This window comes from Streptomyces sp. MP131-18 (assembly GCF_001984575.1).
In the GTDB taxonomy this organism is placed as follows: domain Bacteria; phylum Actinomycetota; class Actinomycetes; order Streptomycetales; family Streptomycetaceae; genus Streptomyces; species Streptomyces johnsoniae.
In genome coordinates, this window is sequence record NZ_LZNS01000001.1 from 798,352 (window position 1) to 822,924 (window position 24,573).

The following is a 24,573-nucleotide window of genomic DNA, read 5'->3' on the forward strand; positions in this document are numbered from 1 at the left end:
CCTGCACGCGTTTGGAGAAGCCGCCCGGCGCGCCGGATAGTAGGGGCATGGCTTACTCGACCGTCGTCGTCATGGGTGTCTCCGGCGTGGGCAAGACCACCGTCGCCCGGGCCCTGGCCGAGCGACTGGGCGTGCCGTTCGCCGAGGCGGACGACTTCCACCCGCCCGCCAACGTCGCCAAGATGTCCGCCGGCACTCCCCTGACCGACGCCGACCGCGAGCCATGGCTCCGCTCGCTCGGCGCGTGGCTCGGCGAGCGCGAGAAGGAGGACAGCGGCGGGGTGATGACCTGCTCGGCGCTGAAGCGGGCGTACCGCGAGACGCTTCGGGCGGGCGCGCCCGGTGTCTTCTTCCTCCACCTGGAGGGCAGCAAGGAGCTGATAGAGGAGCGGCTCGGGCGCCGCACCGGGCACTTCATGCCGCCGGCGCTGCTGGCCTCGCAGTTCTCCGACCTGGAGCCGCTCGGCGCCGGGGAGAACGGCGCGGTGCTCGACGTCCGTCCGACGCCCGAGGAGCTCGTGGACCAGGCGATCGAGGTACTCGCGGTGCAGTGAGCCCGCGGCGGGCGACCGCCGCACCCTTCAGCTGCCTCACCGGGTACGCATCGCAAAGGCACTCAGCACGCCATGCGTACCCGGTGGCCGGCTCAAGCCCGCTTGTTCCGCACCGCTCCGGTGCGGGACGCCGGGGTCACTCGCTGCCGAAGGCCGCGTCGAACGACGCGGTGGGCGGCGGGTAGTCGTAGGAGCGCAGCCGTGCCAGGGCCTCGGGCGCGCCGGCCAGCCGGTCCATGCCGGCGTCCTCCCACTCCACGGATACCGGCCCGTCGTAGCCGATGGAGCGCAGCATCCGGAACACGTCCTCCCAGACCACGTCGCCGTGCCCGGCGGAGACGAAGTCCCAGCCACGGCGCGGGTCGCCCCACGGCAGGTGGGACCCGAGGCGGCCGTTGCGGCCGTCGAGGCGGCGGCGGGCCTCCTTGCAGTCCACGTGGTAGATGCGGTCCCTGAAGTCGTACAGGAAGTTGACCGGGTCCAGGTCCTGCCACACGAAGTGGCTCGGGTCGAAGTTCAGCCCGAACGCCGGGCGGTGGTCGACCGCTTCGAGGGCCTGCTTGGTGGTCCAGTAGTCGTAGGCGATCTCGCTGGGGTGCACCTCGTGCGCGAAGCGCACGCCCTCGGCGTCGAAGACGTCGAGGATCGGGTTCCAGCGTGTCGCGAAGTCCTCGTAGCCGCGCTCGATCATGCCGGGCGGGACCGGCGGGAACATGGCGACGAGGTGCCAGATCGAGGAGCCGGTGAAGCCGATGACGGTCCGCACCCCGAAGGCCGCGGCGGCGCGGGCGGTGTCGGCCATCTCCTTGGCGGCCCTGGTGCGCACGCCCTCGGGCTCGCCGTCGCCCCAGATCCTGGCGGGCACGATGCCCTGGTGGCGTTCGTCGATGGGGTTGTCGCACACCGCCTGGCCGACGAGGTGGTTGGAGATGGCGAAGCACTCCAGGCCGTACTTCTCCAGCAGGGCGTGCCGCCCCGCGACGTAGTCGGGCTCGGCGAGGGCGCGGTCGACCTCGAAGTGGTCGCCCCAGCAGGCCAGTTCCAGGCCGTCGTAGCCGAAGTCGCGGGCGAGCCGGCAGACCTCTTCCAGGGGCAGGTCAGCCCACTGGCCGGTGAACAGGGTGAACTTGCGTGGCATGGTGCTTACTCCTGCCTCTCCTCACTCGGGAACGGGGACGGGGGTGAAGACGGCGTTCTTCGCCGCGCTCTCCTCGATCGCGGTCAGGACCCGCTGGACCTGGAGGCCGTCGGCGAAGCTCGGCTCCGGCTGGGTACCGGAGGCGATCGCGTGCACCAGGTCCCTGGCCTGGTGGGTGAAGGTGTGCTCGTAGCCGAGACCGTGGCCGGGCGGCCACCAGCCCTCCAGGTAGGGGTGGTCCCCCTCGGTCACCTGGATGCGGCGGAAGCCGCCTTCGGCCGCGGGCAGGGTGTGGTCGTGGAACTCCAGCTCGTTCAGCCGCTCCAGGTCGAAGGCGAGCGAGCCCGCGGCACCGTTCAGCTCGATCCGCAGCTGGTTCTTGCGGCCCGCGGCGAGCCGGCTGACCTCGAACGAGGTGAGGGCGCCCGAGGCGAGCCGGCCGGTGAATGCGGCGGCGTCGTCCACGGTGACCTCGCCGAGCTGCCCGGCCTCCCCGCCGGGCAGGGCCCGCTGTTTGACGAAGGTCTCGGTCTGTGCGGAGACGCCCGTCAGCAGCTCGCCCGAGAGGTGCTGGGCGAGGTCGACGATGTGCGCGCCGAGGTCGCCCAGCGCGCCGGAGCCCGCCTTGTCCTTCTGGAGGCGCCAGACCAGGGGGAGGTCGGGGTCCTCCCCCCAGTCCTGGAGGTAGCTGACCCTGACGTGGCGCAGGGTGCCGATGCGGCCCTCGGCGATCAGGCGGCGCGCCAGGGCCAGCGCCGGAACGCGCCGGTAGTTGAAGCCGACCATGGCGAGCTGGCCCCGTTCCCGGGCGGCCTGCGCCGCCTCGGTCATGGCCTCGGCCTCGGCCACGGTGTTGGCCAGCGGCTTCTCGCACAGCACGTGTTTGCCCGCCTCCAGGGCGGCGATGGCGATTTCGGCGTGGCTGTCGCCGGGCGTGCAGATGTCGACGAGGCTCACGTCGTCGCGGGCGATGAGCGCCCGCCAGTCGGTCTCGGCGGCGGCCCAGCCGAGGCGGTCGGCCGCCGCCGATACGGCCGCCCGGTCACGACCGCACACGGCGGCGAGCACGGGGGACAGCGGCAGGTCGAACGCCCGGCCCACGGTGCGCCAGCCCTGCGAGTGGGCGGCTCCCATGAAGGCGTAGCCGACCATGCCGACGCCGAGTGGAGGGGCGGAGGTGGAATGCGGCATCTGGTTCCCTGTCGGTTGCGGATGAAGCGTCAGTTGAAGCCTGTCGGCAGGTACTGCTCGACGTTCTCCTTCGTGACGACGGCGGAGTAGAGGGTGACGGAGGACGGGATCTCGAACTCGGCGAGCCCGCCGATACCCTTCGCCTGGCCCAGCGCGCGGGCCAGGTCGATGGCCGAGGCGGCCATCGTCGGCGGGTAGAGCACCGTGGCCTTGAGGACCGAATTGTCGGCCTGGATGGCGTCCATCGCCGACCTGGCGCCCGCCCCGCCCACCATGATGAACTCGTCGCGCCCGGCCTGGTCGATGGCGCGCAGGGCGCCGACGCCCTGGTCGTCGTCGTGGTTCCACAGCGCGTCGAACTCCGACTGCGCCTGGAGCAGTCCGGACATGACCTCCTGCCCCGACTCGACGGTGAACTCGGCCGCCTGCCTGGCCACCTTCTCGATGTTGGGGTAGTTGGCCAGCGCGTCGTCGAAGCCCTGGGTGCGCTGACCGGTCAGCTCCAGGTTGTCCGGTCCCGACAGCTCCACAACCCGGGCGTTCTGCACGTCACGGAGCTGCTCCCCGATGAAGTGTCCGGCGTTGAGTCCCATGCCGTAATTGTCGCCGCCGATCCAGCAGCGGTACGCCTGGGGGCTGTCGAAGATCCGGTCCAGGTTGATCACGGGGATGCCGGCCCGCATCGCGGTGAGGCCGATCTGGGTCAGCGCGATGCCGTCGGCCGGGAGGATGACGAGGACGTCGACCTCGCTGTTGATCAGCGTCTCGATCTGGCCGATCTGGGTGGCCGTGTCGTTGGAGCCCTCGGTGATCTCCAGCGTGACGTCCGCGTAGGTCTCGGCGCGCGAGCGGGCGTTCTCGTTGATGGCGTTCAGCCAGCCGTGGTCGGCCTGCGGGCCGGCGAAACCTATGGTGACCGGCGGGCCCTCGCTCTCCTCCGCGGCCGGGGCCTGCTGGCTGTCCTCCTCGTCGTCGCCGGTGTCGTTGCTGGTACAGCCGGCGAGCAGCACGCCTGCGGAGGCGGCGGCGCCGCCGAACAGGAGACCTCTGCGGCTGGCGAAACGCCTGGCGGATGAAGCACTCATGGATGCGGACCTTCCGTAATCGTCAATCGTCAGGGTTGCTGTGCGGCGGAGCGGCGCTGGAGCAGGACGGCGGCCACGATGATCGCGCCCTGGGCGATCTGCTGGCCCGCGCTGTCCAGGTTGTTCAGGGTGAACAAGTTGGTGATGGTGGTGAACACGAGCACGCCGAGCACGGAGCCGATGATCGTGCCGCGCCCGCCGCTGAGCAGGGTGCCGCCGATGATCGCGGCGGCGATGGCGTTCAGCTCGTAGAGGTTGCCGTTCGTGTTCTGGCCGGAGCCGCTGAGCACGACGAGCATGAACGCGGCGATGCCGCAGCACAGGCCGGACAGGGCGTAGATCATCAGGCGCTGGCGTTTGACGGCGATGCCGGCCAGCCGCGCGGCCTCGGGGTTGCCGCCGATCGCCACGGTGCGCCGGCCGAAGGTGGTGCGGTTGAGCAGGACCCAGCCGATGGCCGTCACCCCGGCGAAGATGAGCACGAGCGGGGGTATCCCGAAGATGTAGGCGTCACGGCCGCCGAGGTCGAGCACGGCGTCGACGGAGACGACCTGGGTGCGGCCCTCGGTGATCTGGAGGGCCAGGCCGCGGGCGGAGGCGAGCATGGCCAGCGTCGCGACGAACGGGACCATCGGCCCGTAGGCGATCAGCACGCCGTTGACCAGGCCGCAGCCGAGGCCCACGATGAGGGCGGTGAAGATCATTCCCGCCATGCCGTAGTCCTGCGTGGCCACGGTGGTGCACCACACGGAGGCGAGGGCGACGATGGCGCCGACGGACAGGTCGATGCCGCCGCCGATGATGACGAACGTCACGCCGACGGTGACCACGCCGATGACGGACGCCTGCGTCAGGATCAGCTGGAGGTTGTCCGTGCTGAGGAACGCGTCGGGCTTGGTGATGGCCCCGATGATCGCCAGGACGGCGAGCACGCCGATCAGCGAGAGGCTGTGCACGTCGGCGAGGCGGCCGAGCAGGACGCGGCCGACGGGCTTGCCGGGCGCCGGGGGCGGCGGGGCGTCCGGCTGCGGCTTGCCGAGCGGGGGCGACGATGCGGGTTCGGAGGTGGCGCCGTGGGTCACGCCTGACTCCCTTCCATGACGAGATCGAGAACCCGGTGCTCGTCGAGCTCCCGGGCGGGGGCGGTGTGCACGACCTGGCCCTCCCGCAGCACCAGCACCCGGTCGGCGAGGCCGAGAACCTCCGGGATCTCGCTGGAGACCAGCAGGACCGCCACGCCGTCGTCGGCCAGGCGGCGGATCAGGGTGTACAGCTCGGCCCGCGCGCCGACGTCCACTCCCCTGGTGGGTTCGTCGAGCAGCAGGACCTTGCAGTGGCGCAGCAGCCAGCGGGCCAGTACGGCCTTCTGCTGGTTGCCGCCGGAGAGGGTGCGGATCTGGACGTCGGGGTCGGCGGGCCGCAGCGACAGCTCCCGGGTGAATTGGGCGGCGGCGCCGCGTTCACCGGCCCGGTCGATCCAGCCGCCCCTGGAGAAGCGCGGGAGGGAGGAGATGGAGACGTTGCGGGTCACCGAATCCAGCAGGAACAGGCCCTGGCCCTTGCGTTCTTCCGGGGCGAGGCCGAGGCCCGCGCGGACGGCGGCCGTGACGTTCCCCGGGCGCAGCGGGCGGCCCTCGACCAGGACGCGGCCGGTGTCGGGGCGGCGGGCGCCGTAGATCGTCTCCAGGACCTCGGAGCGTCCTGAGCCGACGAGTCCGGCGAGGCCGACGATCTCGCCCGCCTGAATCTGGAGGTCGAGCGGGGCGAACTCGCCGCGCCTGCTGAGCCCTTCGACCGCGAGGACGGGGGTGGCGCCGGATTCCCGCGCCTGGGGCGCGGGGCGCTCGGGGAAGGCGTACTCGATGTCGCGGCCGGTCATCAGGGCGACGATCTCGCGGGTCTCGGTGGTGCCGGCGGGCAGGCCGCGCGCGACGGCCCGCCCGTCCTTGAGCACCGTGACCCGGTCGCCGATCTCGCGGATCTCCTCCAGGCGGTGGGAGATGTAGACGATGGCGACGCCCTCGGAGGTGAGGTCCCGGACGATGCGGAAGAGGTTGCCGACCTCGTCCGGGTCGAGCACGGCGGACGGCTCGTCCATGATGATCAGCCGGGCCTCGTGGGACAGGGCCCTGGCCATGCTGACGACCTGGCGCCCGGCGGCGGAGAGCGTGCTCACGATGCGGTCGGGCGATATCTCCGGGTGGCCGAGGCGGCTGAGCAGCGCGGCGGTGGCGGCGCGGGCCGCGCCCCGGCGGATGAACCCGGCGCTGGACGCCTCGTGCCCGAGGTGGACGTTCTCCGCGACGGACAGGTGCTCGACGAGGTCGAGTTCCTGGTAGATGGTGGCGATGCCGAGCCGCATGGCCGCGGTCGGCGAGCCGATGGCGACGGTCTCGCCCTGCCAGGCGAGCTCCCCGGTGTCCGGGGGCTGGGCACCGGAGATCACCTTGATGAGCGTGGACTTCCCGGCGCCGTTCTGCCCGAGGAGGCAGTGGACCTCGCCGGGGGCCACGTCGAGGTCGACGCCGTCCAGGGCGCGGACGCCGGGGAAGGACTTGGTGATGCCGGTCAGGGTGAGAAGCGGCGTTTGCGCGCTTTCCATGCTGGCCTCCTCGGCGACTGTGCCGGCGCACGGGCGTGCGTGGGTAGGGACGTGGCGTGCGGTGCTGGTGTGCGGCTCGTGCGTGCGGCCGGTGCGGACGCGCCCGGTGCGGGCCGTGTACTGCTCTTGAGGGGCGCCGTGGCCCCCGGTCGGTCAGGTCGGGTTGTAGCTGAACAGGTGGTCGCTGATCAGGCGGCCCGCGCCGGTCACGCCGGCCACGGGGCCGAGTTCGCCGAGAACGATGGGGAGGTTGCCGGTGGCCAGCGGGAGTGACTGCCGGTAGACCTGGGTGCGGATGGCGGCCAGCAGCGTGTGGCCGAGGCCGGTCACGCCGCCGCCGATCACCACGAGCGCGGGGTTGAAGAAGCTGACGAGGCCGGCGATGACCTGCCCGGTGCGGCTTCCCCCCTGCCTTATGAGGTCGAGGGAGGCCACGTCACCGGCCGACGCGGCCGCGGCCACGTCGGCCGCCGAGAGTACGCCCGCGGCCGAGAGCCGGGCGGCCAGTTCCGGCGAACGTCCGTCCCGGACGGCAGACTCGGCGTCGGCGGCGAGCGCGGCGCCGCCGAAGTACGCCTCAAGACAGCCACGGTTGCCGCACGGGCACTGCCTGCCGTCGGCCTCGACTCGGATGTGGCCGATGTCGCCCGCGCTGCCGGTGGCGCCGCGGTGCACCTTGCCGTCCGCGACGATGCCGCAGCCGATGCCGGTGCCGATCTTGACGCAGATGAAGTCCTGGACGGAGTGGGCGACTCCGGCGTGCTGTTCGCCGAGCGCCATCAGGTTCACGTCGTTGTCCACCATGACCGGGCAGCCCAGCTCCTGGCCGAGCGCCTCGCGCACGGGGAAGCCGTCCCAACCGGGCATGATGGGCGGCGCCACCGGGACCCCGTCGGGGAAGCGTACGGGGCCCGGGACGCCGATGCCGGCGCCGTCGAAGCGCTCCGCGAGACCGGCGTCGCGGAGCTTGTTGGCCATGGACAGCACCTGTTCGAAGACCGCCACCGGGCCTTCGCGGACGTCCATCGGCTCGGTCAGGTGGCCGAGGATCTCCAGTTCGGGGCTGGTCACGGCCACGTCGACGGACGTGGCGCCGATGTCGACGCCGAGGAAGCGCAGCCGCGGCGCGAGCCGCACGTTGTGGGACCGGCGTCCGCCGCGGGAAGCGGCGAATCCGTCGCCCACCACCAGGCCGGTCTCCAGCAGCCGGTCGATCTCGACCGCCAGCTTGGACCGCGACAGCTCGATCCGGTCGCCCAGTTGGGCGCGCGAACTGGGCCCGCCATCGCGCAGCAGCCTCAGCAGCCGCGCCTGGTGCGCGTTCCCGGGCCGAGCCGTCATGCGCCTCACGCTGTCCCTCCCGCCACCGTCGGCATCGGGCGCCGACGCGAGATCCGCGCCGGGCTTGGGTGGGGAATCTAGCAGCGGCCCGGCGGAGTGGGAAGAAGTTCTGCACGGATCGCTTCAACTTTTTCCTCAATGAGGACAAAGCAAGGGAGCGGGGGGCCATGACCTGCACCGACACCGCCACCGGGCGAGCGCGGGCCCCGGAGGCCCGGCGGGCCGGCGCACTCGCGTGTGGCAGTGCGGGACGCCGGGAAGGCGCACCGTAAACTCAATGCGGGGAACAGAAGATCGAGACATGAACGATCGGGGTGTTCATGTTTCATCACCGCGGTCCGCCAACCCCGCCTATCGGGAATAGTGCCTATGCCAAGCGCGCGCGTGCTGAAACGACCTTTCACCACGCGGGACCGGGAGCGGTCCATGCCCACCTCCCGCCCGCCGCTCATCCGTGAGCTTCCGCTGGTCATTGCCCTGTACATGGCGTACAAGTTCGGCAGACGGGCGGCCAACGGGCAGTTCGAGGACGCCTTCCGGAACGCCGAACGGGTGTGGGATTTCCAACGCGCCCTGCGGCTGCCGAGCGAGGCGTGGGTGCAGGACCTCGTGCTGAACAGCGAGACACTCATCCGTGGCATCAACGTGTACTACGCGACGGTCCACTTCCCCGCAATCGTCGTCTTCCTCATCTGGATGTACTGGCGCCGCCCCGGCCATTACCTGTGGGTCCGCTGGGTGCTGACCTGGCTGACCGGCGCCGCGCTCGTCCTGCACCTGCTGGTGCCCCTCGCCCCGCCGCGCCTGTTCGGCACGGCGGACATGATCGACACGGGCGTGGTGTACGGGCCCGCCGTCTACGACAAGCCCGAGCCCGACTCCATGGCCAACCAGTTCGCCGCGATGCCCTCGCTGCACGTCGGCTGGGCCGTGTTCATCGCCGTCGCGCTCATCGTCGCGACCCGCAGCCGCCTGCGCTGGCTGTGGCTGCTGCACCCGCTGATCACGATCCTCGCGGTCGTCGCCACCGCCCATCACTACTGGATGGACGGCCTCGTGGCGTGCGCGATCCTCGCGGTCGTGCTGATGGTGCTGCGCCCACCGCGACCCGCACGCGCGCCGGCGGCCGATCCCGCGGCCGCGGGTGCGGCAGCACCCGGCGCAGAAGGGCAGCGGCTCGGCGCGGTTCGGGAAGCCGCCCCCGCGCCGCCCCCGGTGGAAGCGGCGCGCCCCGAGAAGTGAACGGCGCCGGCGCCCCCGAGGCCCCGCGGTCCTGCTGGTCCGCGGGGCCTCGGCCGTGCGGGGGCGGGCGGAGGAGCGCCGGCAGGCCGTCTTCCCCCCGCGCCCGCTCCTGTGCCACCGTGCGCCTGATGGGGCATCAGGCTGCCGCCGCGACTCCCTTGCCCCGTGCATTCCGCACCCATATCGTTGATCCGCCGTACAACTCGCTTGATCAGGACATAATCTGACGCGGCGCTCGCGCACTCGGCCCGGGGAGGGACCCGCCCATGACCACACGTGGACGTCACCGCCGATACCGGCCGAATGCCGTGTCCCGTGCCTCGCTCACCGTCACCGCGAGCGGGGCCGGCCTGGCGATTCCGCTGATGGGCGCGAGCGGCGCGGCCGCCGCCTCCGTGGACACCTGGGAGGAGGTGGCCGAGTGCGAGAGCAGTGGCCGGTGGGACGTCAACACCGGCAACGGCTACTTCGGCGGGCTCCAGTTCCTCCAGACCACCTGGGAGGCGTACGGCGGCACCGAGTACGCCGCGCGCGCCGACCTGGCCACCAGGGACCAGCAGATAGCGGTGGCCGAGAAGGTGCTGGAGGGCCAGGGGCCGAACGCCTGGCCCGCCTGCTCCGCCGAGGCCGGGCTGACCCGCGACGGAGTGCGGCCCGACATCGCCACGGACCCGGCGCCCGCGGCCGAGCAGGCCGCCGCCCCCGCGACGCAGACGCGCCCGCAGGCTGAGCGCGGGGAGCGCGCGGCCGACCTGTACGAGGTGGTCCGCGGCGACACGCTGTCCGGCATCGCCCGCACCGAGGAGGTCCGCGGCGGCTGGCAGTCCCTCTACGAGATGAACCGGCAGACGGTCGGCGGCAATCCGGACCTGATCCTGCCCGGCCAGGAGCTGCGGCTGCGCGCGCAGGACCGCGACGCGGAGACCGAGGAGCAGCGGGAGGAGGAGCCGGAGGAGCCCGCGGCCGAGCAGCCGCGCGAGGAGCCGGAGCCCGAGCCGGAAGAGGCCGAGGAGCCCCAGGGCGAGCGGGCCGAGGAGCCCGCCGACCCGGCCCCCGCCTACTCCGCGCCGGTCGGCGGCGGCACCGGCACCGCCTACCACGCCTCGGGCGGCTCCTGGTCGCTCGGCTACCACACCGGGGTGGACTTCCCCGTTGCCACGGGCACGTCCGTGAAGTCGGTGACGGCCGGCGAGGTGGTCTCGGCGGGCTGGTCCGGCTCGTTCGGCTACGAGGTCATTGTCCGGCATCCGGACGGGCACTTCAGCCAGTACGCGCACCTCTCCGCGATCTCCGTCTCCGAGGGGCAGCCGGTCGGCAACGGCCAGCAGGTGGGGCGGTCCGGCTCGACGGGCAACTCCAGCGGACCGCATCTGCACTTCGAAATCAGGACAGGGGAGTCGTTCGGCACGGACATCGATCCGCTCGCCTATCTGCGGGGGAACGGCGTCTCCCTCTGAGCGTGGGCGCATTCCGGCCATGCGGTGGCTTGATGCCGCCGCATGACGGGCGCTCAATACGGGACAGATGGACAGGTAACCGCCCCGCAGAAGGATGTTGCTCCTCCGTTTCCTTCCCCGATCTGCCGCAGGGTCAGTAGTCTCGACCGCCTGGGTTCAATTCGTGCATATGCAGGGGACATTGGAGACGCCGATGGAACGATCCGCCTGGGCTCAGCCCGGCATCGATCCATCCGTGCCCAGCCTGTCCCGGATGTATGACTTCTACCTGGGCGGTTCCCACAACTTCGAGGCGGACCGCGCGGCCGCCAGGGAGGCCATCGCGGCGTTCCCCGGCCTGCCCGCGCTGGCCCTGGCCAACCGCGCCTTCCTGCGGCGGGCCGTGCGCTACGCGGTGGCGGAGGGCGTCTCCCAGTTCGTCGACATCGGGTCGGGCATCCTGACCTTCGGCAATGTGCACGAGATCGCCCGGCGGACCGGTGACGACACCCGCGTCGTCTACGTCGACAACGACCCCGTCACCGTCGCCCACAGCCGTGCCGTCCTCGCGGGCGACGACCGCACGGACATCCTCGCCGCCGACCTGCGCGGCCCGTCCGCGATCCTGAACAGCGAGCAGGTCGGCCGGCTGATCGACCTCGGCCGGCCGGTGGCCCTGCTGCTCGTGGCCGTCATGCACTTCCTCGGCGAGGACGACAAGCCCCACGAGCGGATCGCCGAACTGCGCGACATGCTCGCGCCGGGCAGTCTGCTCGCCCTCACCCACGCCTCCCCCGAACACCGCCCCACGGCCTCGGTGCCGGACGCGCGGATCTCGGAGGTCTACCGCAGGGCGGGCGCAACGCTGGTGCTGCGCTCCGGCGCGGAGATCACGCACTTCTTCGAGGGCTTCGACCTCGTTCCCCCAGGCGTGGTCCCATTGCCCGACTGGCGGCCCGACGGGCCGCCCGACGAGGAGGGTCCCAAGGTGAACAGCGGCTTCGCGGGAGTAGGACGCAAAGGGTGACATCCTCGCCAACGGGGCCCACCGGCCACCATCGCACCGGCGACAGCACGGAGCCGTCCGACGGCCTGCGCCGCTTCGCCGCCCTCTGGTGCCGCGCCGTCCACCCGCGCGCCGCCACCCCGCTCTCCAGACCCGAGTTCGAGGCGCTGCTGCTCGGTCTCGCGCGCCGGCTCGCCGACGCGCTGCGCGCCCCCCGTTTCGACCCCGCGCCCGGCCACGCCGTCGGCGCCGCCCTGGTCGCGGCCCACTGCACGTCCCCCGACGCGCTGCCCGGCATCCTGGCCGTCATCGACTCCCACCTGGTGGCGCACTGCGGCCCGACGGACGGGGAGGCCGGTCCTGACGCCTCGGAGAGCAGGGCCCGCTGCACCCGGCTCCAGCACGCGGTGTCCGCCGGTTTCGCGCGTGCCCTCCAGGAGCGCACCAGGAGCGAACAGGAGGCGCTGTCGCGCGCGGCCCTCGCCGCCCAGACGGAGATGGCGGACGCGCTGCACGAGAGCGAGGCGCGCTTCCGCGCGGTCTTCAAGGGGGCCGCGCTCGGCATCGGCATCGCCGACATGGACGGCACCATCCTCGACGTCAACGACGCCCTCAACCAGATGTTCGGCGGCTCGGAGCAGCACATCCGCCACCGGAACGTACTGGACTGGGCCCGCCCCGGGGACCACCCCGAGGCGGGGCGCATGCTCGAGGAGCTGATGCGCGGCGAACGTGAGCACTACCAGGTCGAAAAGTCCTATCCCCGGGACGACGGCACGACGCTGTGGACCAATCTCACGGTCTCGCTGCTGCGCGACGCCTCAGGGGAGCCGCGCTACATGCTCGCGATGACCGAGGACGTCAGCGAGCGCCGCCTGCTGAATCTCCGGCTGCGCTACCAGGCGACCCACGACGCCCTGACGGACCTGCCCAACCGTTCCCTCTTCTTCGAGCGCCTCGAACAGGCGCTGGACCGCAGCGGCTCGGGTCCGGCCCGCATCGGCCTGTGCTACCTCGACCTGGACGGGTTCAAGGCCGTCAACGACAGCCTCGGGCACGCCGTCGGCGACCAGTTGCTGATCGCCGTGGCGGAGCGCCTCCAGGGCTGCGCCTCGGGACCCGGCCAGATGCTGGCCCGGATCGGCGGCGACGAGTTCGTCGCGCTGGTGGCCGACCCGCCCGAGCCGCGGGCCGTCACCGAGCTCGCCGAGCGGGCGCTCGAAGCCCTGGCCACGCCCGTGGAGGTCGGCGGCAGGGAACTGCTGGTCCGGGCCAGCATCGGCGTCGTCGAGGGGGCCACCCGGCACCTGACGTCGGCCGAGGTGCTGCGCAGCGCCGACATCACGATGTACCGGGCCAAGGCCGAGGGCGGCAACCGCTACGCGCTGGCCGACCCCGACTCCGACGCCAGGGCGATCAGCCGCCACCACCTCACGCACCACCTGCCGGCCGCGCTGAAGGGCTGCGAGTTCTTCATCGAGTACCAGCCGCTGGTCAAGATGGAGGACGGCAGCATCGAGGGTGCAGAGGCGCTGGTGCGCTGGAGCCACCCCCGGCACGGCGTGCTCGGCCCCGACCGGTTCATCCCGCTCGCCGAGCACACCGGGCTGATCGTTCCGCTCGGCCGCTGGGTCCTTGAGGAGGCGGTGCGGCAGGCGTGCCAGTGGCAGGTCCGCGGGATAGGCGGGGCCAGGCCGCTGAAGATCAACGTGAACCTCTCGCCGCGCCAGCTGCACCACCCGGAGCTGGTCGCGGACACCATCGCCGTGCTGGAGGAGGCCGGGCTCGAACCCAGCTCGCTGTGTCTCGAAGTCACCGAGACCGCCATGATCAAGGCCGACGAGAACGAGCTGCGGCCCCTGCGCGAGCTGGCCGAGTACGGAGTCGGCATCGCGCTGGACGACTTCGGCACCGGCTACTCCAACCTGGCCAACCTGCGCCGTCTGCCCGCCGACACGCTCAAGCTGGACCGTTCCTTCACGCAGGGCCTCCAGCGCGACCCGGCGGACCCGGTCGACCTGAAGATCGTCGAGGGCATCGTCTCGCTGGCCCACACCCTCCAACTGTCCGTCACCGTGGAGGGCGTGGAGACATCCGCCCAGGCCGAGCAGCTGCGCGAGCTGGGCTGCGACTCCGCCCAGGGCTGGTTCTACGCACGCCCCGGCCCTCCGGAGCGCCTGCCCGAGGCGGTCTGAGCGGGCGGCCGCCCGCCTCAGGTCACGATCCGCAGCCGCCGCGGCGGCGCCGTGCGCGGCGCGGGCAGCCGCAGCGGCGCGGCGCCCGGGGTCAGCGAGCCGAGGACCGCGGGGCCACCGGCGCCGGTGGCCGAGGGCACGGAGCCCGCGAGGCCGTGCACGGTGAGGAAGCCGAGCAGGGCGAACAGGTACGCCTCCTTCGCCTGCGCCGGCAGGCCGAAGCGCTCCGGCGGAACGAGCGCGGCCGGTGCGGCGAGCGCGCGCAGCCGGTCCATCAGCACCGGGTTCCGCACGCCGCCGCCCGAGACGACCAGCTCCGTCAGCGCGTGCTCGCGGCAGGCCGCCGCGACCAGGCGCGCGGTCAGCTCGGTGAGCGTGGCGACCAGGTCGTCCGTGGCCGGGCGCCGGCCCACGGCGCGCAGCCGCGTTCCCAGGTAATCCGCGTGGAACAGCTCCTTGCCGGTCGACTTCGGCGGCGGCAGCCGGTAGTACGGCTCGTCCAGCAGCGCGTCGAGCAGCCCGGCGTCCACGGTGCCGCGGGCCGCGCGGGCGCCCCCGGTGTCCATGCACTCCGCTCCCCCGCTCGCCTCGGTGACGGCCGCGTCGATCAGCGCGTTGGCCGGGCCGAGGTCGTAGGCGAGGACACCGCCGTCGGCGCCGCGGGCGGTGATGTTGGCGATTCCGCCGAGGTTGAGCGCCCCGCGCGCGGGCGCGCCCGGCGCCTCGTCGAGGATCAGCAGCGCGTCGAGCAGCGCGGCCAGCGGCGCGCCCTGCCCGCCGCGTGCGATGTCGCGGGTGCGCAGGTCGGAGACCACGGGCAGGCCGGTGGCCTCGGCGATCCAGGCGGCGGCGCCGAGCTGGAGGGTGCCGCGGGCGCGGGCGTCCGCCACCCAGTGGTAGACCGTCTGTCCGTGCGAGACCACGAGGTCCGCGCGCCCGCCGGCGAGGGCCGCGTCGGCGCGCGCCGCGACCTCGCCGAAGAACTGCCCGAGTCCGGTGTCGAGCCGGCAGACCCGTTCCAGGGTGGTGGCGGCGGGCGGCAGGCAGCCGGCCAGCTCGCCGCGCAGCGCGGCCGGATACGGCTCGGTGTGCAGGCCACGGGGGCGCAGGCACAGGTCGGTGCCCTCGAAGGCCAGCTCGGCGACGGCGGCGTCCACCGCGTCGTACGAGGTGCCGCTGAGCATGCCGATCACCAGCCACGGCCGGTCGCCGGAAAACCTGGTGGGGACGCCCGCCACCGGCTCGGTAGGATGAGTGAAGCCCATAAACGTGATCCGTCACACTCCGTGGCCCAATTCACGGCCCGACAGGGCTCATTGACTCTACTCACCCATTGGAGCATCCGAGGATGGCCCGACACCTCATCACCAGTGCGCTGCCCTACATCAACGGGATCAAGCACCTGGGGAACATGGTGGGCTCGATGCTCCCCGCCGACGTATACGCCCGCTATCTGCGGCAGCGCGGCCACGACGTGCTGTACATCTGCGCGACCGACGAGCACGGCACCCCGGCCGAGCTGGCCGCCAAGGCGGCCGGGCTGCCGGTCGCCGAGTTCTGCGCGCGGCAGCACGAGGCGCAGAAGGCGGTGTACGACGGCTTCGGGCTCCGCTTCGACCACTTCGGCAGGACGTCGTCCCCGCAGAACATCGAGATCACCCAGCACTTCGCCCGCAAACTCCAGGAGAACGGGTTCATCGAGGAGCGCGCGACGCGGCAGGTGTACTCGCCCGCCGACGGCCGTTTCCTGCCCGACCGTTACATCGTGGGCACCTGCCCCTACTGCGGGTACGAGGCGGCGCGCGGCGACCAGTGCGAAAACTGCACCCGGGTGCTCGACCCGACGGATCTGCTCGACGCGCGCTCCGCGGTCAGCGGGAGCACGGATCTGGAGGTGCGGGAGACCAAGCACCTGTTCCTGCTCCAGTCGAAGCTGGAGCGGGAGGTGGAGTCCTTCGTCGACACCGCGGGCAAGGAGTGGCCGACGCTGGCCTCCTCCATCGCGCGCAAGTGGCTGACCGAGGGGCTGCTCGACCGGGCGATCACCCGGGACCTGGAGTGGGGCGTGCCGGTCCCCGCCGACGTCTGGCCCGAGCTGGCGGCCGAGGGCAAGGTCTTCTACGTCTGGTTCGACGCCCCGATCGGCTACATCGGCGCCACCAAGGAGTGGGCGGACGCGGCGGGCGAGGGCGAGGAGCGCGACTGGCGCGCGTGGTGGTACGAGGCCGACGAGGCGGTGCGGTACACCGAGTTCATGGCCAAGGACAACGTGCCGTTCCACACGGTGATGTTCCCGGCCACGCAACTGGGCACGCGCGAGCCCTGGAAGAAGGTCGACGTCGTCAAGGCGTTCAACTGGCTGACGTACTACGGCGGCAAGTTCTCCACCTCGCAGCGCCGCGGGATCTTCGCCGACGCCGCGCTGGAGCTGCTGCCCGCGGACTACTGGCGGTACTTCCTGATGGCGGGCGCACCCGAGTCGGACGACGCGTCCTTCTCCTGGGAGCTGTTCGCCTCCGTGGTGAACAAGGATCTCGCCGACACCCTGGGCAATTTCGTCAACCGGGTGCTCACCTTCTCGCGGAAGCGCTTCGGCGACGGGGTCCCGGCCGGGCATCCGGCGGGCGAGGCGGAGCGGCGGCTCGGTGAGGAGGTCGCGCGGCTCCTCGCGGAGTACGAGGAGCACCTGTCGGCGCTCCAGTTCCGCAAGGCGACGGCTCAGCTGCGCGCGCTGTGGAGCGCGGGGAACGCCTACCTGGAGGAGAAGGCGCCCTGGCAGCAGATCAAGACCGATCAGGACGCCGCGGCGCTGACGCTGCGCACCGCGATGAATCTGATTCATCTCTACGCGGTGGTCTCCGAGCCGGTCATTCCGTTCACCTGCGGGACGCTGCGCTCGGTGTTCGCGACGGCCGCGGAGGGCGGCGCGGGCGGCGAGGCCCGCTGGGTGACGCCCGAGGCCGCGCGGTCGCTGGACACGGTGCCGGCCGGGACGGACTTCACCGTGCCGCCCGTGCTGTTCACGAAGATCACCGACGATGACCTCGACGCGTACCGGGAGCGCTTCGGCGGCCAGGACGGCTGAGGACCGAGGCCGGCTGAGGGCGGCCGGAGTCGCCGTCCTCACGCCGTCCCCGCCGGCCGGGCCGACTGCTCCGCCCGTCCGCGCGGTCCTGGCCGCGGCGCCTCCCTCCCACGGGGCGCGAGCGGATGTGACGTCAGTCGTCGGCCTCCTCGGCGAGCCCCGCGCCCTGCGGGGACGCCGCCATGACCCCGGGCACCAGCGACGGCCGGCGCGGCAGCGGGGCGCGCGACAGGCTGTCCAGCGGCGCGGCCCTGAGCGCCCCGATGGCGCGCCCCGCACCCTGCCCGGCGCCGGGACCGTCGCCGAGCAGCTCGGACGGCAGCACGAGCACGGCCTGCACGCCGCCGTAGATGTTGCTCTGGAGCTGTACGACGATGTCGTGCCGCCTGGCGAGGGTGGCGACCACGAACAGGCCCACCCGGCCGTCCTCCAGCAGCTCGGCCACGTCCATCCGCTCCGCGCCGGCGAGGAGGGCGTTCATCCGGACCTGCTCCGCCGGGGTCATGCCCAGGCCCCGGTCCTCCACCTCGATCGCGATGCCCGCCGTGACGCGCTGCACGCGTAGCAGCACCTGCGTCTGCGGGGCGGAGAACTCGGTCGCGTTCTCGACGAGCTCGGCGAGAAGGTGGATGACGTCGGCGACGGCGTGCCCCCGCACGCTGCCCTCGACGGGCGGCACCAGCTTGACCCGCGCGTAGTGCTCGACCTCCGCGATGCAGGACCGCAGCACCTCGGACATGTCGACCGGGCGGCTCCACTGGCGGCGCGGCACCGCGCCGCCGAGCACCGCGAGGTTCTCCGCGTGCCGTCTGACGCGGGTGGCCAGGTGGTCGACGTGGAACAGCCCCTTCAGCAGCTCCGGGTCCTCGACGTCCTCCTCCAGCTCCTCCAGGTACTCGATCTGCCGGTGCACGAAGGACTGGAGGCGGCGGGCGAGGCTGACGAACACCTCGACCCGCTCGTCACCGCCGCCGCTGACGAGGGAGGACGCCTGGAAGACCGCGGACTCCGCGGCGTGCTGGGCGGCCTCGATCTCGTGCCGCAGCTGGTCGAGCTGGTCCTCGGCGGGCTCGGCGGGCGCCGGGCCCTCGGGCGGCCTGATGCGCTCGCCCCGCTCGACCTTGACCAGCAGCGCCTGGAGCTCCACGCGCCCGCGGGCCGCCTGGCGGCGCAGCCCGGCGAGGCGGGCCGTGTGCGACCTGGCCTCGCCCGCGGCGACGACGGCGGCCCCGACGACCACCGCACCGGTCAGCAGCACGGCCGAGGCGAGCACGGCCCACAGGGGACAGTCGCCGTGGGGGGCCCCGGGCCGGCCGCCGACCAGCAGATACACGACGGCCGCGGTTGCGATCACGGCGACCAGCACGGCGGGGAACGTGGCCAGGCGCAGGAGGCGGCGTCTGGTCCCGAGCTCTCCGCCGCACGGCGCGCCGAAGGCCAGCCGGCTGTGCAGGGGCGCGCCTCCCCCGTGGCGTGGCTGTTCTGGCATCGGTGTCCTTATCAGGCAGGTCAAGTGGGCGTAAGGCCACGCTATGCGTCAACAGGTAGGCGAACGGGCACAGTTCCGGCATTCGCCACCCCTCGCCACCTTCCAACGAGTGAAAACAGCCGGCCCGGCCGTGACGGCGGCACCCGTCGGCGGCCCCCTCCGGAGGAACTCAGTCGAGCCCGGCGGCGCGGACCGTGACGTTCAGCCTGCCCCTCAGTCCGAGCCCCGCCGGGCCGCTGCCGGGGCGGGTGCGGGGCACTCCGTGGTAGGCGAGGCGCGAGGGCCCGCCGAAGACGAACGCGTCGCCGCTGCGCAGCTCGACGTCCTGCCACGGACGCCCGCGGCTCTGCGGGGTGCCGAAGCGGAAGACGCACGTGTCGCCGAGGCTGAAGGAGACCACGGGCGCGGGCGAGCGTTCGTCGCTGTCGCGGTGCATGCCCATCCGGGCGCCGGCGTCGTAGAAGTTGACCAGGGCGATGTCGAACGGGATGCCGGACGGTCCGCCCGCGTCGGTGACCGAAGGACCGGCGTCGGCGGCGGCCTGCCGCGCCCAGTCGCCGAGCCAGGCGGGGAACGGCTTGACCGGCGCACCGTCGCCGTCGACGACGGTGCGGGCGTAACCGTAGGGGTACCAGTGCCATCCCAGGCTGAGCTGCCGGACGGACATCTCCCCGCCGCCCGGCGTCCGTACCGTGCGCAGCCCGGCCGGGGGCAGCGCCCACGCGCGGCAGGCGGCCAGCAGCTCGGCCGGTCGCCCGTCCCGCAGCCAGCCCGGCAGGTGCACGGCGCCCGGCATCACCTCGACCCGCTCGCGCGGGAACAGCTCGTCGTTCATCTCCCCATCCTCACCCGGGAGAAGAAGGGCCGGGCCGCCGGCCGGGGCATGCCGTAGGGTCGGCCCGGGAACCGGCCCCTGCGGTGGCAGCGGCGGGGCGCCGGCGGCAGCCGACGGAGGGAGACGCACGTGACGGGGCAGCAGACGGGTGATTCGGCGCTCGTGGGGATACGGAACTTCCGCGATGTGGGCGGCCTGCCGGCGGCGGGCGGGGCGCGGGTGCGGCACGGGGTGCTCTACCGCAGCGGGCATCTGGCCCACGCGACCGAGGCCGACCGGGCGTTCCTTTCCGGTCTGGGGCTGCGCACCGTCTTCGACTTCAGGAACGCGACCGACCAGGCGCTGGAGGGCCTGGACGTCGAGCTGCCCGGGGTGCGCAATGTGAACCTGCCGCTGAACGACCCGGCCGACGGCGCCGAGTTCTGGGCGCTGGTGCGCGACGGGAGCCTCGAGCGGCTGCGGGCCGAGCTGACCGAGGAGCGGACGGTGCGGCGGATGATCGAGAGCTACCGCGAGATGGTGCTGCACCGCAATGCGGAGCACGGCGAGGTGCTGCGGACCCTGTCCGGCGGCGGCCTGCCCGCGCTGGTGCACTGTTCGGCGGGGAAGGACCGGGCGGGGCTGACGGTGGCCGTGACGCTCCTCGCGGTCGGCGTGGCGCGGGAGACGATCCTGGCGGACTACCTGGAGTCCAACGCGCCGCACCGGCGGTACCGCGTGCGGCGCGGTCCCGAGACGGAGGGCGGCGGTGCGGAGCTGCACCCGGAGGTGGCCCGTCTGCTGGCCCCTCTCTTCGACGCCAGGGCGGAGTACATCCTGGCCGCGTTCGACCAGATCGACGCGACGTGGGGCGGCACCGAGCGGTACCTGAGCGAGGGGCTCGGCGTGACCGCGGCGGAGCGCGAAGGGCTGCGCGCCGCGCTGCTGACCGGCTGACCGGCTGACCGGCGGCCCCGCCCGGGCCGGGCACGGCCGGTCCCGGCCGGCTCACTTCTGGCGGACCACGACGAAGTCGGCGAGCGCGGTCAGCCGGTTCCTGACCTGCTCCGGCATGTCCACGCGGTGCAGGGCGGCCACGGCCGTGTCGTACTGGCGTCGGGCCTCCGCCTCGGTCCACGCCCGGCCGCCGGCCTCCTCGATCAGATCGGCCCTGACGGCGAACTCGGCCTCGTCGAAGTCGTCGAACTCCTCCTGCGTCTTCTTGGCGTCGGCCGTCAGCAGCGCGGTCAGCCGCTCCGCGGCGGGCCCGCGGGCCGCGAGTGCGGCGACCACGGGCAGCGATTTCTTGCGCTGTCTGAGGTCGCTCCACGTCAGCTTGCCCGTGGAGCGCGGGTCCCCCCAGACGCCGAGCAGGTCGTCGACGGCCTGGAAGGCGAGCCCGAGGTGCTGGCCGTACAGCTCCAGGCTATCGGCAAGGGCGTCGTCCGCGCCGCCGAGTACGGCGCCGATGGAGGCCGCGCACGCGAGCAGCGCGCCGGTCTTGTTGCCCTCCATCTCCAGGCACTCGGCGACGGTGACGCGCTCGCGGTGCTCGAAGGCGATGTCCTGGGCCTGGCCGTCGACGAGCCGGCGGCTTGCGGCGGCCAGCCGCCGCGCGGCGCGCGCGGCGTGGGCGGTGTCCGCGGCGAGGATCACCTCGTTCGCCAGCGCGAAGAGCGCGTCGCCGACGAGGATCGCCTGGGCCGGGCCGTGGACCTTCCACACGGTGTCGCGGTGTCGGCGCTGCTCGTCGCCGTCCATCAGGTCGTCGTGGAGCAGGGAGAAGTTGTGCACCAGTTCGACGGCGACGGCGCCGGGCACGCCCGTTTCCGGCGCCGCGCCCGCCGCCTCGGCCGACAGCAGGGCCAGGGCGGGCCTGATGGCCTTGCCGCTGTCGCTCGCGGCCGGGCGGCCCTCGGCGTCGATCCACCCGAAGTGGTAGGCGGCGACGGTGTTCATCGGCGGGGCGAGGCGGCCGACGGTGGCACGCAGGGCGGGCGCGGCCAGCGCCCGGCCGCGTTCCAGCAGTGCCGGGACGCCACCGTCCGGGTGGGCTGGCTGGTTCACGTGCTCTCCTCAGTCATGTCCGTGCGATGTCCGCGCCCGGCCGAGGACCGCCCGGGCCGCGGCGTGGCCGCTGCGCACGGCGCCCTCCATCGTGGCCGGCCACCCGGTGGCGGTCCACGCGCCGGCCAGGTACAGGCCGGCGACGCGGGTCTGCGGGCCGGGGCGCAGCTGCCCGACGCCGGGGGCGGGCGCGAAGGTGGCCTCTCGTTCGCGGGTCACGAAGAAGTCGCGGACCCCGGCGCCCGCGGCCCGCGGCAGGAGCCGGGCCAGCTCCGGCAGGTAGCGCTTGCGCAGCACGTCCGTCGGCAGCTGGATCTCCTCGCCCGCCGCCGATTGCGACAGTGCCAGGTACTGGCCGCGACGGCCGTCCGGCACGCCGAGCCCGGCGGGGCCGCCGCGGTCGAAGATCCACTGCACGGGGCTGTGCAGCGCGGCGAGGAACGGGCGGCGCAGCACGGGACGGTCGTAGATCACGTGGACGTTGAGGATCGGTGCGCTGCCGATGCGCCGCAGCCGGCCGGGGTCGGCCAGGGCACCGGCGGGCAGCAGCCGGTGGGCGGCATCGTGCGGAACGGCCAGCACGACGGCGTCCGCGGCCAGCTCGCGGCCGGTGCGCGGCTCCTCGCGCGGTGCGGTCACGGTCACGTGCCAGCCGCCGCCGGGCGCGGGGCGCAGGCGGCGGGCGCGGGTGGCGAGCAGGGTGGTGACGCCCGAACGGTCCAGCGCGGCACGGGCGCGGGTGTCGTGCAGCTCGCCGAGCGGCACCCGCGGGATGCCGATGTCGGCGGCGCCCGGCTCGGTCAGCAGGCCGGTACGGAAGACCATCGCGGCCAGGGCGAGGGACACGTCGGCCGCGCGGGCGTTCAGAGTGGCGACGCCGATCAGGTCCCACAGGGCCGCGATGGCACGGTCGGTCTGCCCCCTGGCCCGCAGCCAGCTCGCGAAGTCCTGCCCGTCGAGGGCGGGGTCGGCGGGGTCGAGCGCGCGCAGCGCCAGCGTGGCCCGCGCGGCGGCGGCCCGCTCGCCCGGCGTCAGATGCGGGTAGCGGGCGAGGCTGGCGGCCAGGTGCAGCGGCACGGGCAGGCCGGTGCGCCGGATGCGGCCCATGCGGCCGGTGGCGCCGTCGAGGACGGGAACGTCGAGGCGGCGTTGCAGGGGGGCGAGCGCGGCGGCGTCGATGCGCTGGAGGAAGCCGCGGTAGGCGGTGCAGCAGCGCAGATACACGTGCTGGCCGTTGTCGACGGTGAGCGTTCCGGCGGCCGAGTCGCGGCGGAAGGAGAACGCGAGGCCGCCGAGCCGCGGCCTGGACTCGACCAGGGTGACGGACTGCCCCCGGTCGGCCAGGGCAAGCGCGGTGGTGACCCCCGCGAGACCGCCGCCGACGACCACCGTGTGCCCCGGGCGGCGGGGGGTGGTCACAGCCGCTCCCGCCGGGCGGCGCGGCGCGCGTCGAGGCCGGTGAGCCCCCGCGCGGCGACGAGGATCTTGTGGCCGGCGGGCAGGGTGACGCGGTGGCGCAGCACGGCGCGCGGGTCGGCCTCGATGCGGTCGAGGAGGCGGTGGTAGATACCGGCCATGGTGGTGACGCAGGCGCCGGAGCGGCGGTCGAGCATGGGCAGCAGCCGGGAGCCCTCGGCGAACAGCTCGCGGGCCCGGCGGACCTGGAAGCGGATCAGGCCGGTGAAGTCGGATTCGGGGCCGGGGCCGGCCAGCCCGGGCCCCTCGGGGCAGCCGAACTTGCGCAGGTCCTCGGCGGGGAGGTAGACGCGGCCGTTGGCGGCGTCCTCGCGGATGTCGCGGAGGATGTTGGTGACCTGGAGGGCAAGACCGAGGGTGTCGGCGTACTCGGGGGCGCGCTCCGCCTCGCGTGCGCCGGGCAGCACCCCGAAGACGCCCAGGGAGAGGCGGCCGATGGTCCCGGCCACGCGGGTGCAGTAGACGCGCAGGTCGTCCCAGGTCTCGTAGGTGTGCCCGCGGACGTCCATCAGCACGCCGTCGATCAGCTCGTCGAGGGCGCCGAGCGGGATGGGGTAGCGGCGGGCGGCGTCGCCGAGGGCGACGGCGACCGGGTCGGTGTCGTCCTGCTGGACGGCGCCGTCACGGACGCGCTCCAGCAGGGCGCGGGTCGCGGAGAGTCGTTCCTCCTTGGCGGCGGGGTCGAGCCGGCCGTCCCCGATGTCGTCGACGCGCCGGGCGAAGGCGTACACGGCGGTGAGGGCCCGGCGTTTCGGCGCGGGCACGAGCCGGGCACCGTAGCTGAAGTTCCTCGCGTGCTGCTCGGCGACGCTGTGGCAGTAGTGGTAGGCGGCAACGACGGGGGGAGGCAGGGGTGAACTTGTGGTCACGGGCTCGAAGCTCACGTTCCTCTTCGCAGTGTCGTGGCCGCCGCGTACAGCAGTCCGCCCTTGGATGCCCGCGGTGGCCCCGCCAGGACGTCGTACCCGGCGTCGGCGATTGCCTGGGCCGCCGCCCTGCCGCCGCCGACGAATCCGGCGAGCAGCAGCCGCAGCCGCCCGGACACGCCGGTCATCATGGGCGCGCCCTCGTCGAGCAGCCTACGTGCCCGGTCGCTCATATGGGCCACCAGGGTCCGGACGGAGGCGTTCGCGGTGGGGGCGGCGAGGTCGGCCTCGGTGACGTGGAAGCGGTGCATGGCCTCCGCCGGCAGGTAGATCCGGTCCCTGGCGAGGTCCTCCGCGACGTCCTGGAGGTGCTCGATCAGCTGGAGCGCGGTGCACACGGCGTCGGAGCGGCGGATGCGCTCGGGGGTGGAGGTGCCGGTGATTCCCAGGACGAGGCGGCCGACGGGGTTGGCCGACAGCTCGCAGTAGCCGAGGAGGTCGGCGTGGGTGGCGTAGCGGCGGACCCGCTGGTCCACGCGGTTGGCCTCGATCAGGGCGAGGAACGGGTCCGGGGTGAGGGCGGCGCGCCGGACGGTGGGGATGAGCTCGCGCAGCAGCGGGTGGCGGGGCGGTGCGCCGCCGTGGGCGCTCGCGAAGACGCGGCGCAGGTCGGCTTCGAGGGCGTCCAGCATCAGGAGCCGGTCGTCGGCCCGGCCGGGGGCGAGTCCGAGGCGGGCCGCGTCGGCGCCGCCCGGCGGGAGGTCGCCGTCGCCGATGTCGTCGACGAGGCGGGCGAATCCGTAGACGGCCATGAGGTCGCCGCGCCACGCGCGCGGCAGGAAGCGGGGGGCCACGGGGAAGTTCTCGTGGGCAGCCTTCGCGAGGGTCGCGTCCCCCTCCGCGGTGGCGGTCAGCACGGGCGGCCCGTCATCACCATTGCCGTCATACTTACTCTTCTACCTTATGGTCGGACAATGGCCCGCCCC

20 protein-coding genes are annotated in these 24,573 nt (G+C 73.2%); 7 read left to right on the forward strand and 13 right to left on the reverse strand.

The genetic code is table 11. The annotated features are described in order from the left end of the window. Positions 1-47: 47 nt before the first annotated feature. Positions 48-554 carry a gluconokinase gene (locus STBA_RS03455; protein WP_077057816.1) on the forward strand — a complete coding sequence of 169 codons (507 nt, stop codon included), beginning with the start codon at positions 48-50 and terminating at the stop codon, positions 552-554. Between the two features lie 136 nt (positions 555-690). Here the strand turns inward: STBA_RS03455 and STBA_RS03460 are convergent, their stop codons facing one another. The 6 genes from STBA_RS03460 to STBA_RS03485 form a co-directional block, all read right to left on the reverse strand. Next, on the reverse strand, positions 691-1,692 hold the full coding sequence (locus STBA_RS03460; RefSeq protein WP_077057817.1) for a sugar phosphate isomerase/epimerase family protein: 1,002 nt from the start codon (positions 1,690-1,692) through the stop codon (positions 691-693). A gap of 21 nt (positions 1,693-1,713) precedes the next feature. Further along, positions 1,714-2,883 (reverse strand): Gfo/Idh/MocA family oxidoreductase, encoded by a 1,170-nt coding sequence (locus tag STBA_RS03465; RefSeq protein ID WP_077057818.1) that lies wholly within the window; start codon positions 2,881-2,883, stop codon positions 1,714-1,716. Positions 2,884-2,912: 29 nt separating this feature from the next. Continuing rightward, positions 2,913-3,968, reverse strand: coding sequence for a substrate-binding domain-containing protein (locus tag STBA_RS03470; RefSeq protein ID WP_077057819.1), 1,056 nt, complete (start codon positions 3,966-3,968; stop codon positions 2,913-2,915). Between the two features lie 29 nt (positions 3,969-3,997). Next, the gene (locus tag STBA_RS03475) at positions 3,998-5,050 is read right to left on the reverse strand and encodes an ABC transporter permease (protein ID WP_077057820.1); all 1,053 of its coding nucleotides are present in this window, start codon (positions 5,048-5,050) and stop codon (positions 3,998-4,000) included. After that, positions 5,047-6,570, reverse strand: coding sequence for a sugar ABC transporter ATP-binding protein (locus STBA_RS03480; RefSeq protein WP_077057821.1), 1,524 nt, complete (start codon positions 6,568-6,570; stop codon positions 5,047-5,049). Before STBA_RS03480 ends, STBA_RS03475 begins: the two co-directional genes overlap by 4 nt. 153 nt (positions 6,571-6,723) lie before the next feature. Next, a complete protein-coding gene (locus STBA_RS03485; RefSeq protein WP_077057822.1) occupies positions 6,724-7,911 on the reverse strand; it encodes an ROK family transcriptional regulator in 1,188 nt (395 codons plus the stop codon). A 426-nt stretch (positions 7,912-8,337) separates the two neighbouring features. Here STBA_RS03485 and STBA_RS03490 point away from each other — a divergent pair, with 426 nt between their 5' ends. The 4 genes from STBA_RS03490 (at position 8,338) to STBA_RS03505 (ending at position 13,790) form a co-directional block, all read left to right on the forward strand. After that, a complete protein-coding gene (locus STBA_RS03490; RefSeq protein WP_077057823.1) occupies positions 8,338-9,153 on the forward strand; it encodes a phosphatase PAP2 family protein in 816 nt (271 codons plus the stop codon). Between the two features lie 266 nt (positions 9,154-9,419). After that, on the forward strand, positions 9,420-10,610 hold the full coding sequence (locus STBA_RS03495) for a transglycosylase family protein (protein ID WP_077057824.1): 1,191 nt from the start codon (positions 9,420-9,422) through the stop codon (positions 10,608-10,610). A 193-nt stretch (positions 10,611-10,803) separates the two neighbouring features. Then, complete coding sequence (locus STBA_RS03500; protein WP_077057825.1) at positions 10,804-11,616, forward strand: SAM-dependent methyltransferase; 813 nt, start codon at positions 10,804-10,806, stop codon at positions 11,614-11,616. Continuing rightward, the gene (locus STBA_RS03505) at positions 11,613-13,790 is read left to right on the forward strand and encodes an EAL domain-containing protein (protein WP_077057826.1); all 2,178 of its coding nucleotides are present in this window, start codon (positions 11,613-11,615) and stop codon (positions 13,788-13,790) included. Before STBA_RS03500 ends, STBA_RS03505 begins: the two co-directional genes overlap by 4 nt. Before the next feature lie 17 nt (positions 13,791-13,807). Here STBA_RS03505 and STBA_RS03510 read toward each other — a convergent pair whose 3' ends face one another. After that, complete coding sequence (locus STBA_RS03510; protein WP_077063080.1) at positions 13,808-14,974, reverse strand: anhydro-N-acetylmuramic acid kinase; 1,167 nt, start codon at positions 14,972-14,974, stop codon at positions 13,808-13,810. Between the two features lie 164 nt (positions 14,975-15,138). On the opposite strand from STBA_RS03510, the gene metG reads away from it, so the two are divergent. Beyond that, positions 15,139-16,875: a methionine--tRNA ligase gene (gene metG, locus STBA_RS03515; RefSeq protein WP_077057827.1), complete on the forward strand. Its 1,737-nt coding sequence runs from the start codon at positions 15,139-15,141 to the stop codon at positions 16,873-16,875. A 133-nt stretch (positions 16,876-17,008) separates the two neighbouring features. On the opposite strand, the gene STBA_RS03520 is transcribed toward metG, so the two are convergent. Together STBA_RS03520 and STBA_RS03525 are read right to left on the reverse strand one after the other, a co-directional pair. Next, on the reverse strand, positions 17,009-18,364 hold the full coding sequence (locus STBA_RS03520; protein ID WP_077057828.1) for an ATP-binding protein: 1,356 nt from the start codon (positions 18,362-18,364) through the stop codon (positions 17,009-17,011). Between the two features lie 169 nt (positions 18,365-18,533). Next, a complete protein-coding gene (locus STBA_RS03525; protein WP_077057829.1) occupies positions 18,534-19,199 on the reverse strand; it encodes an alpha-ketoglutarate-dependent dioxygenase AlkB in 666 nt (221 codons plus the stop codon). Between the two features lie 129 nt (positions 19,200-19,328). On the opposite strand from STBA_RS03525, the gene STBA_RS03530 reads away from it, so the two are divergent. Next, the gene (locus STBA_RS03530) at positions 19,329-20,135 is read left to right on the forward strand and encodes a tyrosine-protein phosphatase (protein WP_077057830.1); all 807 of its coding nucleotides are present in this window, start codon (positions 19,329-19,331) and stop codon (positions 20,133-20,135) included. Positions 20,136-20,186: 51 nt separating this feature from the next. Here STBA_RS03530 and STBA_RS03535 read toward each other — a convergent pair whose 3' ends face one another. The 4 genes from STBA_RS03535 to hpnC are packed head-to-tail and all read right to left on the reverse strand — an operon-like array spanning position 20,187 to position 24,501. Then, positions 20,187-21,245, reverse strand: coding sequence for a polyprenyl synthetase family protein (locus STBA_RS03535; RefSeq protein WP_077057831.1), 1,059 nt, complete (start codon positions 21,243-21,245; stop codon positions 20,187-20,189). Positions 21,246-21,254: 9 nt separating this feature from the next. After that, entirely contained in the window at positions 21,255-22,664 is a 1,410-nt protein-coding gene (gene hpnE, locus STBA_RS03540) for a hydroxysqualene dehydroxylase HpnE (protein WP_077057832.1), read from the reverse strand. Then, positions 22,661-23,590 (reverse strand): presqualene diphosphate synthase HpnD, encoded by a 930-nt coding sequence (gene hpnD / locus STBA_RS03545; RefSeq protein ID WP_077063081.1) that lies wholly within the window; start codon positions 23,588-23,590, stop codon positions 22,661-22,663. Before hpnD ends, hpnE begins: the two co-directional genes overlap by 4 nt. Before the next feature lie 11 nt (positions 23,591-23,601). Further along, positions 23,602-24,501 carry a squalene synthase HpnC gene (gene hpnC, locus STBA_RS03550; protein WP_077063082.1) on the reverse strand — a complete coding sequence of 300 codons (900 nt, stop codon included), beginning with the start codon at positions 24,499-24,501 and terminating at the stop codon, positions 23,602-23,604. Positions 24,502-24,573 lie beyond the last annotated feature (72 nt).

What these genes read in the sequence shown, in the direction of transcription:
- STBA_RS03455 (WP_077057816.1), top strand. Translation starts at nt 48, where the DNA reads ATGGCTTACTCGACCGTCGTCGTCATGGGTGTCTCCGGCGTGGGCAAG.
- STBA_RS03460 (WP_077057817.1), bottom strand. Translation starts at nt 1,692, where the DNA reads ATGCCACGCAAGTTCACCCTGTTCACCGGCCAGTGGGCTGACCTGCCC.
- STBA_RS03465 (WP_077057818.1), bottom strand. Translation starts at nt 2,883, where the DNA reads ATGCCGCATTCCACCTCCGCCCCTCCACTCGGCGTCGGCATGGTCGGC.
- STBA_RS03470 (WP_077057819.1), bottom strand. Translation starts at nt 3,968, where the DNA reads ATGAGTGCTTCATCCGCCAGGCGTTTCGCCAGCCGCAGAGGTCTCCTG.
- STBA_RS03480 (WP_077057821.1), bottom strand. Translation starts at nt 6,570, where the DNA reads ATGGAAAGCGCGCAAACGCCGCTTCTCACCCTGACCGGCATCACCAAG.
- STBA_RS03485 (WP_077057822.1), bottom strand. Translation starts at nt 7,911, where the DNA reads ATGACGGCTCGGCCCGGGAACGCGCACCAGGCGCGGCTGCTGAGGCTG.
- STBA_RS03490 (WP_077057823.1), top strand. Translation starts at nt 8,338, where the DNA reads ATGCCCACCTCCCGCCCGCCGCTCATCCGTGAGCTTCCGCTGGTCATT.
- STBA_RS03495 (WP_077057824.1), top strand. Translation starts at nt 9,420, where the DNA reads ATGACCACACGTGGACGTCACCGCCGATACCGGCCGAATGCCGTGTCC.
- STBA_RS03500 (WP_077057825.1), top strand. Translation starts at nt 10,804, where the DNA reads ATGGAACGATCCGCCTGGGCTCAGCCCGGCATCGATCCATCCGTGCCC.
- STBA_RS03510 (WP_077063080.1), bottom strand. Translation starts at nt 14,974, where the DNA reads ATGCTCAGCGGCACCTCGTACGACGCGGTGGACGCCGCCGTCGCCGAG.
- metG (WP_077057827.1), top strand. Translation starts at nt 15,139, where the DNA reads ATGGCCCGACACCTCATCACCAGTGCGCTGCCCTACATCAACGGGATC.
- STBA_RS03520 (WP_077057828.1), bottom strand. Translation starts at nt 18,364, where the DNA reads ATGCCAGAACAGCCACGCCACGGGGGAGGCGCGCCCCTGCACAGCCGG.
- STBA_RS03525 (WP_077057829.1), bottom strand. Translation starts at nt 19,199, where the DNA reads ATGAACGACGAGCTGTTCCCGCGCGAGCGGGTCGAGGTGATGCCGGGC.